Source organism: Tolumonas auensis DSM 9187, from assembly GCF_000023065.1.
Lineage (GTDB): Bacteria > Pseudomonadota > Gammaproteobacteria > Enterobacterales > Aeromonadaceae > Tolumonas > Tolumonas auensis.
This window is the reverse complement of the sequence record NC_012691.1, coordinates 1,426,192-1,439,421: the sequence shown is the minus strand read 5'-3', so window position 1 is coordinate 1,439,421 and position 13,230 is coordinate 1,426,192. Positions and strand designations below refer to the sequence as shown.

17 protein-coding genes are annotated in these 13,230 nt (G+C 44.0%); 15 read left to right on the top strand and 2 right to left on the bottom strand.

From position 1 onward, the window contains the following. Positions 1-11: 11 nt before the first annotated feature. The gene (locus TOLA_RS06715; RefSeq protein ID WP_012729531.1) at positions 12-560 is read right to left on the bottom strand and encodes a YaeQ family protein; all 549 of its coding nucleotides are present in this window, start codon (positions 558-560) and stop codon (positions 12-14) included. A 35-nt stretch (positions 561-595) separates the two neighbouring features. Continuing rightward, positions 596-2,227, bottom strand: coding sequence for a sensor domain-containing protein (locus tag TOLA_RS06710; protein ID WP_012729530.1), 1,632 nt, complete (start codon positions 2,225-2,227; stop codon positions 596-598). A gap of 257 nt (positions 2,228-2,484) precedes the next feature. On the opposite strand from TOLA_RS06710, the gene TOLA_RS06705 reads away from it, so the two are divergent. The 15 genes from TOLA_RS06705 to TOLA_RS06635 all read left to right on the top strand — a co-directional run bounded on the left by TOLA_RS06705 (position 2,485) and on the right by TOLA_RS06635 (position 13,177). Further along, a complete protein-coding gene (locus TOLA_RS06705; protein WP_012729529.1) occupies positions 2,485-3,312 on the top strand; it encodes a CvfB family protein in 828 nt (275 codons plus the stop codon). Between the two features lie 356 nt (positions 3,313-3,668). After that, on the top strand, positions 3,669-4,469 hold the full coding sequence (locus tag TOLA_RS06700) for an abortive infection system antitoxin AbiGi family protein (RefSeq protein ID WP_012729528.1): 801 nt from the start codon (positions 3,669-3,671) through the stop codon (positions 4,467-4,469). A 70-nt stretch (positions 4,470-4,539) separates the two neighbouring features. After that, positions 4,540-5,259, top strand: a complete 720-nt coding sequence (locus TOLA_RS06695) for an NYN domain-containing protein (RefSeq protein ID WP_012729527.1) — start codon at positions 4,540-4,542, stop codon at positions 5,257-5,259. Between the two features lie 106 nt (positions 5,260-5,365). After that, on the top strand, positions 5,366-6,193 hold the full coding sequence (locus TOLA_RS06690; protein ID WP_012729526.1) for a DUF4747 family protein: 828 nt from the start codon (positions 5,366-5,368) through the stop codon (positions 6,191-6,193). Further along, entirely contained in the window at positions 6,190-6,987 is a 798-nt protein-coding gene (locus TOLA_RS06685; protein ID WP_012729525.1) for an FRG domain-containing protein, read from the top strand. The genes TOLA_RS06690 and TOLA_RS06685 overlap by 4 nt, the downstream gene beginning before the upstream one ends. A gap of 28 nt (positions 6,988-7,015) precedes the next feature. Continuing rightward, positions 7,016-7,312, top strand: coding sequence for a Dabb family protein (locus TOLA_RS06680; RefSeq protein ID WP_012729524.1), 297 nt, complete (start codon positions 7,016-7,018; stop codon positions 7,310-7,312). Between the two features lie 109 nt (positions 7,313-7,421). Beyond that, positions 7,422-8,261, top strand: a complete 840-nt coding sequence (locus TOLA_RS06675) for a sulfurtransferase (protein WP_012729523.1) — start codon at positions 7,422-7,424, stop codon at positions 8,259-8,261. A 102-nt stretch (positions 8,262-8,363) separates the two neighbouring features. Next, entirely contained in the window at positions 8,364-8,768 is a 405-nt protein-coding gene (locus tag TOLA_RS06670) for an NUDIX hydrolase (RefSeq protein ID WP_012729522.1), read from the top strand. A 110-nt stretch (positions 8,769-8,878) separates the two neighbouring features. Further along, a complete protein-coding gene (locus tag TOLA_RS06665; protein WP_012729521.1) occupies positions 8,879-9,175 on the top strand; it encodes a type II toxin-antitoxin system TacA family antitoxin in 297 nt (98 codons plus the stop codon). Next, on the top strand, positions 9,175-9,672 hold the full coding sequence (locus tag TOLA_RS06660) for a GNAT family N-acetyltransferase (protein ID WP_012729520.1): 498 nt from the start codon (positions 9,175-9,177) through the stop codon (positions 9,670-9,672). Before TOLA_RS06665 ends, TOLA_RS06660 begins: the two co-directional genes overlap by 1 nt. 89 nt (positions 9,673-9,761) lie before the next feature. Beyond that, the gene (locus tag TOLA_RS06655) at positions 9,762-10,706 is read left to right on the top strand and encodes a DMT family transporter (protein WP_012729519.1); all 945 of its coding nucleotides are present in this window, start codon (positions 9,762-9,764) and stop codon (positions 10,704-10,706) included. Between the two features lie 50 nt (positions 10,707-10,756). Beyond that, a complete protein-coding gene (locus tag TOLA_RS06650; RefSeq protein WP_012729518.1) occupies positions 10,757-11,179 on the top strand; it encodes a VOC family protein in 423 nt (140 codons plus the stop codon). A gap of 30 nt (positions 11,180-11,209) precedes the next feature. Further along, positions 11,210-11,560, top strand: a complete 351-nt coding sequence (locus TOLA_RS06645; RefSeq protein WP_012729517.1) for a DUF3147 family protein — start codon at positions 11,210-11,212, stop codon at positions 11,558-11,560. 282 nt (positions 11,561-11,842) lie between these two features. After that, positions 11,843-12,658, top strand: coding sequence for a pseudouridine synthase (locus TOLA_RS06640; protein ID WP_218916125.1), 816 nt, complete (start codon positions 11,843-11,845; stop codon positions 12,656-12,658). A 51-nt stretch (positions 12,659-12,709) separates the two neighbouring features. Continuing rightward, positions 12,710-13,177 carry a GNAT family N-acetyltransferase gene (locus tag TOLA_RS06635; protein ID WP_218916124.1) on the top strand — a complete coding sequence of 156 codons (468 nt, stop codon included), beginning with the start codon at positions 12,710-12,712 and terminating at the stop codon, positions 13,175-13,177. Positions 13,178-13,230 lie beyond the last annotated feature (53 nt).

Genomic DNA, 13,230 nt, shown 5'->3' with positions numbered 1-13,230 from the left:
AGGGGCGCAGCTTATTGCGCCCAATCCTTCCGTGTTACCGGAGTCAGACCGATATTCGCGTCACCGGCACTGATAAACAGTTGACCTTCGCTGATCGTCACCTGCCATTGCATATTCCGCTCAGCCAGCGCGACCAGCGGTGCAAGTTCTTCTTCCGGTAAATCAATGATACGCAGATTGTCCTGTTTACTGAGCAACGCGCCATTCTGCTGCCACCAGAGATCAACGCTGCGGCCAGCATAGGTATAAAGTGTGACCTGTTCTGAGCGGTTACAGGCTTTCTTCAGACGGCGTTCATCAGGCAAACCAACATCAATCCAGTGATCGATACCGCCATGCAGACTCTTCAGCCATAGTTCCGGCTCGTCATCGGCGCAGAGCCCTTTGGTAAACACCAGCGCCTCATCGGCATTCAGTGCCCAGGCCAGCAGACGCACAATCAGGCGTTGATCTGTCTCGGAAGGGTGACGCGCCAGCGTCAGGGTCGTATCGAGGTAAACCCCGCGATCGATGTCAGCAATATTCAGCGTTGCCTTGAAAATAGTGGCTTTCAGTGCCATCAGAAACCTTAGTAATAATCAGGAAGTAACGTAGTTTAAAACACCTGAGCCTGATCCCGGCCATTTTCTTTCGCCCGATACATCGCCATATCGGCATTTTTGGTCAGCGTCCGTTCATCAACGCCATTTTCAGGATAAAGCGCAATACCAATACTGCAGGAAATGTTCATCTGATGACCGGCAAGCTTGAAGGGTTGATTCAGCGCCTGACGGATCTTTTCCGCCACATTGAAAGCACTCTCCGCATCTGCGACATCATGCAGCAGGATCACAAACTCATCCCCACCGATCCGGCAGACGGTGTCAGATTCACGCACACAACCCAGCATCCGGCTGGCGACCTCTTTCAGCAACCGATCGCCGACTGCATGCCCGAATGTGTCATTGACCGGCTTGAATTTATCCAGATCAAGAAACATCAGCGCCAGATTTTTCTTGTTCCGTTTTGCTGAGCGCATGGCCTGCTTCAGACGGTCGGAAAACAGCACCCGGGTCGGCAATCCGGTCAGCACATCATAATGCGCCAGCCGTCGATGTTTCTCTTCGCTTTGCCGCAACGCTTCCACCGCGTGATAACGCTCGATCGCAATGGCCGCCAGATTCGCGGATGCCTCTATCAGCTTGATATCTTCCGGCTTGGGCGAATGCCGGTCATGATGATAAATAGCAAAAGTACCCAGCACTTTATCCGCAGAACCATAGATGGGTTCCGACCAGCAGGCACCCAAGCCGGCCAGGGTTGTTAGCTCGCGATAAGCCGCCCAATACGGATGGGTAGCAATATCCTCTACTATGACGCGCTTTCCGGTAAATGCCGCCGTGCCGCAGGAACCCGCACCGATACCAATCTCAATGCCGTTTATCGCTTCGTTGTAAAAGTCCGGCAGACTGGGCGTTGCGCCGGTAAGCAGGTGTTTACCTTCTTTATCGAGCAATAAAATCGAGCACATCATTTCCGGATACTCGGTTTCCACGCTCTTTACTATCGCCAGCAGAATTTTATCCAGAGGAGCGCCTTTGGATAACAACTCTAATACCCGGTTATGTGCCTGTTCATGCTGTTCCCGGCGTTTCCGATCCGTAATATCCAGTTTCACCGCAACATACTGGGTGACTTCGCCGTCATCATTGAATACCGGTGAAATATGGGCCTGTTCCCAATAGACTTCCCCGTTTTTCCGCCGGTTAATAAACTCGCCAGACCAGCTTTCACCATGAGTCAGTTTGTGCCACATTTCATCGTAAACATCCGGGCTGGTCAGGCCAGAATGCAGCACACTGGGATTGTGCCCCATCACCTCATGCAGTGAGTATCCGGTGATCTCGGTAAAACTCGGATTTACATACCGGATATTGGCATCCAGCCCTGCGATCACAACCGAGGCAGGGCTCTGATCGATGGCGGCATAAAGGGTACGCAGCTGATCTTCCTGCTGCCGGCTTTTTTCCAACCGGCGCGTTAACCGGCGATTCCGGCAGAAAAAATAGATAGCCAGGATAATAGCCAGACCGAGCAAGGCATCTGCGACCATGGAAAAATACGCATCACTGACAATCGGCATGGCTGAAGACGAATTAGCGGTTAGATTGGCGTTAGCATGCACACCAAGAGAAAACAGAGACGGGAATGTGAAAAACAAGTACAACCAGTAAACATTTTTCTTCATAAGCACGCTTCCGCCACAGATAGCTGAATAGCCGGATTATTATCAGCTTTACACAAAGTCTGCCGGATAAAAAGCAACCTGATTTTCCTATTCATTTTTTTAATTAGAATTGGCATATGTATCACTAAACCATCCCATTAAATACCTTTTAACACATGGCATAAAGATATCCGGGCAGTAAAATTCACCGGCTTTTGAGCTGAAGTGATATCATTCATCTCTATCTGTTATGTTTTTTTGTCAAAGAGACCAGCATTATGATCCAACTTGGCCGCATGAACTCCCTCCCAGTAATTAAAATCGATGAAAAAGGTGCCTGGTTGGATGCAGACGACTTAGGACAAGCCTTTGTTCCGCAAAGTCAGCTACCGGAACACATCAAAGAAGGCGACGCTCTGCCGGTATTCCCTTATCTGGATGGTGACGGAGAGCTGGTAGTCAGCACCGACAAGCCTCTGGCACAAGTCGGTGAATTCGCCGGAATGAAAGTGATTTCCGCCAGCCGTATCGGTGCCTTCCTTGACTGGGGCATGAAAAAAGATCTGTTTGTTCCTGCCAATGAACAGGCCAAACCAATGCAGCTGGGCCACACCTATGTGGTGTATGTCTATCTGGATCGTGAAAGCCGCCCTACGGCGACCAGCCGGTTGGATCATTACCTGAGCATTGAAATGCCACGTTATGAGCAATGGGAAGAAGTTGATTTGCTGATCTGCGAACAGACCGATCTTGGTTATAAAGTGATCGTGAACAAGAAGTTCTGGGGCCTGATTTTCTACAACGAAATTTTCACGAACATCAAAATCGGTCAGCGCACGAAGGGCTACATCAAAAAGATCCATGACGATGGCAAGCTGGATGTCACCCTGAACAAACCCGGCCTGGCACGTAAAGATGAAGCCGGTGAAAAAATCCTGGTTCGTCTGCAAAAACAAGGCGGCTTCCTGCCAGTCGGCGATAAAAGCTCACCAGAGCTGATTTACTCACAATTCAGCATGAGTAAAGGCACCTTCAAGAAAGCCATTGGCGGTCTGTTCAAACAAGGCCTGATCACCATTGAAGACGACGGCATCCGCCTGAATTAATCCCGCGCTTTATATACCCCGTATGGCTATGCGTCGTATGGGGTATTCGTTTATCCCCTCCCCTTGATCCAGATCATCCCCGCCCCTCAGGTTTCAATTGCCAACAGCGTCAAACATGTCTTAGGCTGTTATTCATGACAGGAATAATCCAACAACACCAGCAGGAAGCCCGGGTTCTGATACCGACAGTCAGTGCGGTAGCTTTGCATTTCTGAAGTGTGGGGTTTTCGCTTTTGGTGCTCTATTTTGATATGACAGTGAATACGGAATACTTCCGGATTTGATGTTTAATAGAAGTTTGTTATGGGAATTAGTCCGGGTAATAAATTGTTATATTTGTAATTAGAGGAATATATATGCCATTAATGCACTTTGGGTTTGGTGGTTTGCATAGAGAAGGCAAACTCAGAGAACAAACAGATAGTTTTATTGATCACATACTTATACCAAAACAATTAAAATCATTCATATGTCCTGAATTTTTACCGATAATGAACTCTCCTACTGCATTAATGGCCGATCCTGATTCAGTAGTAACCAATAATGATGGTTCAATAAGTTTCGAAAAATATGTTAAATCACCACCTGTTGCATTGCTTCCAAACGACATACCAATGATTTGTTTTGTGGACATACCATTTAAAAAACTAAAATCATGGCATCCAACTGAGCACTACGGAAAACTTGGAATTTCATTTACTGATTCTTTCAGAAAAAGACTTAATGTCACTAAAGTATTTTATTACAAACTACCAAACTTAGAAAAAGACAATTTAGTTATTGAATGCAATAAAGCGATGAATAGCAACGATTCAGATAAATTAGAACAGCTTACAAATAAAATCACACATTTCAGAAAACCATCTATATTATGGCCTGAATTTAATAGCCTTTTCGCACCACTACACATTAAGCAAACCAATGGCAACACTACAATAGAAAAAATAACATACTCAAGATATCCTGTTGGGTATGATTTTGAATCTGAACAAGAAGCTCGGATAATTACAAAATCAGTTGGTGACCATGTAGAATTCACCGAACAAGATATATTATCAATAATTGTCCCAACGTCAGAAATCGGCGATTACGTGTGTGAAAAGTTAAAAACCTCATGGACTAGAACTCCAGATATCATGATACATCCACAAATATAACAAAAACTTGAAACTGGACGGCACTACGTGCCGCCATTTAAGTCAAAGTTAAGCTCTTTGGAGAGTTAATTTGCAATCAAACGAAAAAATAGCTCTTTTTATAGATGCTGATAATGCGCCAGCAGCAAGAATAGATATGGTTTTATCTGAACTTGCTCGATATGGTGTCGTTAATATAAGAAAAGCATACGGAAACTGGAAAAATCCAACATTGAAATCATGGGAAGACGTACTTCATGAATACGCTATTCAGCCAATTCAACAGTTTGATCTAACCAAAGGTAAAAACGCAACAGATATGGCTTTAGTCATTGATGTTATGGATGTGCTATATACCAAGAAAGTAGACATTATCTGCCTGGTTTCTTCTGATTGCGATTTTACGCCACTTGTTACTCGGACATTATCGGATGGCAAATTTGTAATAGGTTTCGGCGAACGAAAAGCTCCTGTTGCTTTCGTTAATAGTTGTTCTAGATTTTTATTTTTAGATCAACAGGTTGAACAAAACATTACTGTTGCTAAACCACCTCGTAGCATCAAAAGTGATACAAAATTAATTAACTTACTACGCCAAGCGATTGAAGCTGTAGAAGAAGATGATGGTTGGGCCAGACTTAGTCCTATCGGTTCTCACATATCCAATCATGCATCCTTCGACCAAAGAAATTACGGTTTCAAAAAATTAAGTGATTTGTTTATGGCCATCGACTTGTTTGAGATGAAAAAGACAAATGGTTCTGTTTATTGGGTCCGTGATAAGAAAAAAGCGAAACAGCAACAGAAATAGCTTAACAAAAAATTCAAACTCGTTCGCGTTGCTCACTGGACGACACTGCGTGCCGCCGTTTAATTAAAAGTTAAATTGCATCTATACATCACAAGGAGATTGAGCATTGGGAGCTCGTGAATACCATCTATATAGAGCAAAATTTATTAAACCTGCTCAACTACCATTGTTTGTTGATAATAAATCTTCGATGGAGCTTTTTCTTAATTCAATTAACGACAAACCTAATTATACGCGGTCTAGCGGAAGTCAATGGCACTTAGGCAACGTAAAGATGTTTGGGGATTATTCTGGTTCTTTTGCTGTGGGAAGAACAACAAAGACTACGTTTGAGAAATTTGATAAAGAAACTGGTGATTTTGTAGACGAGCTAGATGATTCAGCGCCTTATACGGTTGTTATCTTTGACGCAAAAATTGGATTGCTTGGAATTGCAAAGAAATCAAAACTAGCTCCAAATGCCTCAAGTATTGCCAGGCGCATTAAGGATTTGTTCTTAACAACTAAAACTGCGATTGAGGCAGAAATAGATGTCAGAGTGGACGTAATACCTGATCCAGAAGACTTTTTGGATAAACTTCGAGGCGCATATTCAATACGGAAATTCAGGGCAACATTTACAGGGCCAAATCCTATTGATGCAGATGAGCTTTTCCAAAAACCTTTATCCGTTTATGCACAAAGTATGGGAGCTTCCTCAGGAATTTTAGAGGTAGTTGGTGAAGCCTTGAACGAAAATGTTGCTGAATCTGTAGCTAAATCGACTGCTGCCACCGGAAATACAGCTTCTGCTAGAGTTGTTCCTTCTAAAGGCGTAAAGGCCAAAAACATTAAGATGAAAGGTGACGCAGTAGTAGTGACCGTTGACGAAGATGCGTCAAACTCTCAAGTATTGGAACAGATGCAAGTCGAATATATGAGGGTTAGAGGATGATCACTGAAAAAAGAATTAAAGATTCTGACGACTTAATTCGTTCAATGAATGAGTTGCCTAATAATTTCATTTACAGAGGTCATGCTGATTCAAGCTGGAAGCTCGAGTCAACTTTGGAGCGCACCATCGGTGATAAGTGGTCAAGCGAACTAGCAAGAAAATTTGAGGAGCATTACCTGAATTTGTTCAAATCGAAATATCACATTTATAACGGTGATGAACATGGGCCCAAAAGTAAATTAGCTTGGTTGTCAGTAATGCAGCATTATGGGGCACCAACACGGCTTATAGACTTTACCGAAAGCCCTTATGTAGCTTTATACTTTGCTCTAGAAGCATATAATCCCCCTTTAAAAAATGATCTTGCTATTTATGCCATAGACTACAACTCAGTAATGGATGAGTCATTGGCATATATTTCCAGGCGTGATTCAAGCTTCAAGAAAACTAGACATGAAATCATTGGTAAACAAGATGAGTTGTTTGACGATGTTGTAGACCGCTTTTCATATGAGGTCGTTTGGATTACCGAACCACTGGAATTAAATGCCAGAATTGATAGGCAATCTGGTACTTTCTTAATTTCCGGTGACAAAGAAAAACGAATTGAAGACCTTCTTGCTAGTGACATGTATAAGAATGTTCAAATAATAAAGTTCATTATTCCCAATACTATATATGAGAACATCTACGCGCTTTTAAGAAAAATGAATATAAACGCAAAGACTATATATGGTGATTTGGGTGGGCTAGCAAAGTCAATCAAGATGGACATGCAAGTTCATGCAATTTAAGTAATGGTTAGCTATAACGGAGTTAAACATGATAAGACATCTCCTCCTGATAAAATTCAAGGATTCTGCGTCTTCTGAGCAGATCGATGAATTGAAAACATTATTCGAATTAATTCCGAGCAAAGTTGATGGCGTTCTCTCTGTGGAATGGGGTTTGAACGACAGTCCAGAGAGAAAAAATAAGGGTTATACGCATGCAGTGTTTATGACATTCACTGATAACTCAGGACGCGAAAATTATTTACCACATCCAGAGCATGAGGCTTTGAAGCAAGTTTTTAGACCTATTCTTGATGATATAGTGGTATTTGATTATCAGGTGTAGGTAACAATTAGTTTTATAAATTTATCGTTGATGTAATACAAGACACAATGAACTGGACAGCACTACGTGCCACCACATAAAAAGAAGTTAGCTTACAGGGATAAATATTATGAAATCTCCATTAGTTTCCACTGAGTGGCTACATGATCATTTAAACGATCACAATCTGGTGATCATTCAAGCCACGATAAGCAAAATCATTGGCAAAGAACCATTGATCTATTCTGATCCAGTTCATATTCCAAACGCATTTAAAGTTGATATTGAAGATGATTTATCTGATTTAACCTCAGATGTTGTTCACGCCTTCCCTTCTGAACAACAATTTAACGCTCTGAGTCAACGCCTTGGTATTTGCCGTGATCACACAATTGTGATTTATGATGATCAAGGCATTTATGCCGCTCCCCGTATCTGGTGGATTTTTAAATCATTCGGGGTTGAAAATGTTTTCATTCTTGATGGTGGCTTGCCGAAATGGTTGAAAGAAAATAAACCCACAACAACAGAATATCGCGCAATGCCAGAGATCCCATCAGCAGTGAATTTTTCGTTCAATTCGCAAAATGTCTGCTCACTTGAATTAGTAAAGCAAAACATTCTAACGAAGCAATTTATTATTGTTGATGCGCGTGCGGCAGAGCGTTTTTCCGGCTTAGTACCAGAACCCCGTCCAGGTATCCGGAGCGGTCATATTCCCAATGCAATCAACTTACCTTTTGGGCAAGTGATTGATGATATTTGTTACAAATCGCCTGAAACATTAAGCGATATTTTCGATGTCATCAGTCACGATAAATTCCGGCCATTATCATTTTCATGCGGCTCAGGCGTGACAGGTTGTATTATTTTAGTTGCTGCAATCATAGCCGGTCGCTCAAATGTTAGTTTATATGATGGCTCATGGTCTGAATGGGGTTCTATTCCAACATTGCCTGTCGAGCTGTAAGCTGAAAAAATTTTCATGTCGGACGTGGACTTCGCTCACTGGACAACAGTCATACTCAATATTGGGTTGGCAACATGGTTTTTTGCAGGTAGAGGTGCAATCATGGCTTTTGATGATAAATTCAGACTCAGCAGTCATGCTGTTATCCTCAATCCTGAAGGTCAGGTTCTGCTCTTAAAAGCAGATTATGGTGCGAAATCCTGGGGGCTTCCCGGTGGAGCTTTAGAACCGGGTGAAACAATCCACGAAGCGCTGATCCGTGAATGTCGTGAAGAATTGGGCGCAGAGGTTTTGATTAACTATCTCAGTGGTGTGTATTTCCATTTCGCCTACAATTCTCAGGCGTTTATCTTTCGCTGTGCACTACCCTCCTCTTCTGAAATCATTCTCAGTCATGAGCATACTGAATTCCGGTATGCGAACATCGCAGATCTTAGTGGTGTACAGCAACAGCGCATTTCTGACTGCCTGAATTATTCAGGTGTTGTTGTGAGTGCTAAATTCTGAAAACAGCGGCTGTCTTTCATTATTTTGCCCTGAGTTATGTCCCTTTCCAACTAGATCTTGTTTGCTCATTGTACTAACATTAAATCATTCATATCTTGTTTGAGATAATCATGGCCAGTTCTGCATCTTCGGTTTCACGAACTTCACGGTCTGCTCGTCTCGGGCTTCGGGCTACACCTGAGCAAGAGGCAGTACTACGTCGCGCTGCTGACATTTCGCACAAATCATTAACTGATTTCATTCTTGATAGTGCATGCCATGCGGCTGAACAAACCCTCCTTGATCAGCGTTTATTCGTTGTTTCCGGTGAACAATATCAAACCCTGCTTGATATGCTTGATCAACCCGCTCAAGAAAATCAGGGCTTGCAAGACCTTTTCTCCCGCACTGCACCTTGGGAGAAATAATGCCTGTTTCAAAACCAGAGGTGTTACATGAGAAACATCTTCTTGAGCAATTTGATTGCGGCAACCAAACATTGAACGAATGGCTTTTGCGCCATGCCAGACAAGCACAATCAAGTGGTTCGGCTAAAACTTTTGTCGTTTGTGAAGACAACATTGTTGTGGGTTATTTCAGTCTCACTGTGGGGCAAGTCGAAACGTATGACGCACCTGAACGCATTCGCCGGGGCATGGGGCAATATCCTATTCCTGTCGTTATTCTGGCTCGTTTGGCTGTATCGAAAATGCACCAAGGGTCAGGGATTGGCGTCGGTATGTTGCAAGATGCCATCCGCCGCACAATGATGATTTCTGAGCAGGTCGGCATCAGAGCGCTGCTTACTCATCCTATTGATGAAACTGCATCGAAATTTTACGAACGGTTTGGCTTTATTTCATCGCCAGTGAGAGAAAGACAACTGGTGTTATTACTTAAAGACGCACGAAAACTCATCCGTTAATCATTCAATGTCTGCGTTTGGCATAACAAGTGTTATTACTTATTTTGTCTACATTCATTCCCATATATTAAAAAAGATAAGGTTGTCAGATGGTTATCGGCGTGCTGTTTGCCTTAGTTGCAGGTGCAATATGGGGTTTAATCTTTGTAGGGCCGATGATAATTCCAGAGTATCCGGCAGCATTACAGTCTGTCGGGCGATATCTGGCATTCGGTCTGATCTGCTTACCGCTTGCTTGGCACGACAGAAAACGGTTACTTACGCTGAGCAAAAATGACTGGTTAGAAGCACTGAAACTCGCTGCAATAGGTAACCTGCTTTATTACTTCTGCTTATCCAGCGCCATCCAGAAAATTGGCGCACCGGTATCCTCCATGATTATTGGAATACTGCCGGTAGTCGTGTCTGTTTTCTCTAATATTCACTACAGTCATCGTGATGGCAAATTTGCCTGGAAACACATGTTTCCGTCTTTAATATTGATTCTGATAGGGTTGGGATGCGTAAATCTGGCAGAACTGCGCGGGAGTACGGCCGAATATGATATACAAACCTACCTGCTGGGTATTCTGCTCGCGTTCATGGCGGTCGCATGCTGGACATGGTATCCGATGCGAAATGCCAATTGGTTGCGCATCAATAAGACTAAAAGCCCGGTCACATGGGCAACGGCGCAAGGTATAGCGACACTGCCTCTGGCCATCGTTGGTTATGGCCTGATATGGATCCAGTTGCACATAACCGAACCCGCTTTTGAAATGCCGTTCGGCCCCAGACCGTGGCTGTTTATCAGTTTGATGTCCGCCATCGGATTACTCTGTTCATGGTTGGGAACCCTGTGCTGGAATCAGGCCAGCCAACGTTTACCAACGGCACTGGTGGGTCAGTTGATTGTATTTGAAACTCTGGCGGGCCTGACGTATGCGTTTTTGTTACGGCAGGAATATCCGCCATTTCTGACTATCGTCGGAGTCATTACACTAATGGCTGGTGTTCTCAGAACATTCCAAATAAAGCGCGTTACGCAGGCTTAGTCTCTGCGTTCTCTCGGTGGTAGTTAAACGTATTACATTGGAGCACGTCTATGAATCCACATATTACCGTCCTGACACTCGGTGTCGCAGACCTGGAACGTTCCGTGGCGTTCTATCGTGATGGTCTGGGGTTCAAGACACAGGGCATCATAGGAGCGGAGTCCGAAAATGGTGCCGTGGCTTTTTTCAATCTCCAGTCAGGGCTAAAATTAGCGCTTTGGCCACGTTGGAGTATCGCCGCAGATACCGGGCTTACGGAACAAAGCCCCTCGCCGACTGAATTCACGCTGGGTCACAACGTAGATTCCCCTGCCGAAGTTGATGCTGTAATGTCGCAGGCCGCCAAAGCAGGTGCTGTCATTGTCAAAACCGCTCAGCCTACGTTCTATGGCGGATATGCGGGTTATTTTCAGGATCCGGATGGCCATTTATGGGAAGTTGTATTCAATCCTGCACTTGCATCGTTAGGGTAGATTGTCAGGGATGAGAATCCTAAGGAAGATATGCTTTATTTAATTTCCAAGTATCTGATCACTGCCGGTATGGTGGTCTTGATCTCTGAGTTAGCCAAGAAAAGTGATCGTATTGGCGCGCTAGTCGCTTCGCTGCCGTTAGTCACGATCCTGACCTTGATCTGGCTATTTGTTGAAGGTCAGTCCGATACAAAAATAAGCAATCATGCTTATTACACCTTCTGGTATGTCATACCGACACTACCGATGTTCATCCTGTTTCCTTACTTCATGTCGCGGTTTGGTTTTGCCATGACATTAGTAATAAGTGTTCTATTAACCATCGTGGTATTTGTTCTTTTTGCTGCGATTGTTAAACACTTTGGCATCAATCTGATGTGAAAAATAGTCGGGCGCGACCTAGTGCCTGACCATTAGTGACATGCTAAATTACACTCTTGACCCTCCACTGATTGAGCCAGTGGTTATTGTACTGAACGTTGATAAAAGTGCCTTTTCAGCAGGCACCATTAGTATTGATTCGAAAAAATGCAGATCAGATATTCCAATACCTCAAGTCAGGAAAAACAGAGTAAATATGAGCCTCATTGGCTGAATAAGCAGCCAACACCGCGCCATATCAACGCCAGTACCTTTGTGCTCCCATACGGTAAATGGCGGACAGTGCTTGATTGTCTGTGCGACAGCTTCCCCGCCATTACGCGTGAATGCTGGTTAAATCGTTTTGAGCGCGGGCTTATTCTCGATAACAGTCAGTCCCCTATTGCGCACGATTTACCGCATCAGACCGGCCTGCGTATTTACTACTTCCGCGAAATTGCCAACGAGAAACCCATTCCGGTTCAGGAATCCATTCTTTACATGGATGAGCATTTGCTGATAGCCGACAAGCCGCATTTTTTGCCCGTCACCCCTGCCGGCGACTATGTTTCACAAACATTACTCGCACGATTGGTCGCACGCCTCAACAATTTTGAGCTTCAGCCGCTGCATCGCATTGATCGTCATACCGCCGGACTTGTGATGTTTTCCGTGCAGAAAAAATCGAGGGCGGCATATCAGGCGCTCTTCCGGGATCGAAAAATAGAGAAACGCTACGAAGCAATCGCACCGGCATTACCGCAGATTGCATTTCCGCACATCCGCGCAACACGCATTGAACGTGGTGAACCATTTTTTCTTTCTCAGGAAACGGCTGGTACTGCGAATTCGCAAACCATCATTGATGTCATCGAGCGGCGCGCCGATTTATGGAAATACGCCTTAAACCCTGTCACCGGCAAAAAGCACCAGTTACGCCTGCACATGTCAGCACTTGGCGCACCGATTTACAATGACGCGTTTTATCCCTCGGTAAATGATGATGTGGCGGATGATTATCAAAAGCCACTGCAATTGCTCGCGAGCGAATTAACGTTTGTTGATCCAGTCAGCGGCGTTAAGCGGCATTTCAAAAGCGAACAGAGATTACTTTGGTGAGAAAAGACAGTTACTATTAATTATGTTCTGATTCAAAGAAAGGTGGTTGATTTGAAAATACGTATCATGAACGGATCTGATTTAAATGAAGCATCTTTAGTCCATCAGGCCGCATTCCCCCGGCAGAGTTTTTCTTATGAATGGCTGGAATGTAACTTAAAGGCTTATCCGCGTTTTCTGAGTTTTGTTGCTGAAATTAATAACCAAATTGTGGGTTATATCGTCTGGGCTCAAAAAAGTGGTTTCCGTGCAGAAGCTATTCTTGAGCTGGAACAACTGGCCGTGTCGCCTCAGTTCCAGGGTCAGGGTATTGGCCGGAATCTGATCGAAAAATCATTGCCATTAGTGAAAGAAGAACTGGCTAAAAAAAGTTCAACGCTGAAGCATATTATGGTTACAACCCGGGCAGATAATCATGCTCAGGAATTATATAAAAGCACGCTGGGTGCGGAAGTTGAAGCAACGATATCAAACCTCTATTCCGCCGATGAAGTATTGATGATTGCCCGGAATGTTTGAGTTAATAAGCACAGAGCCATCGATTAGCGCCGTGCTCTGGCCAACTTAGACTG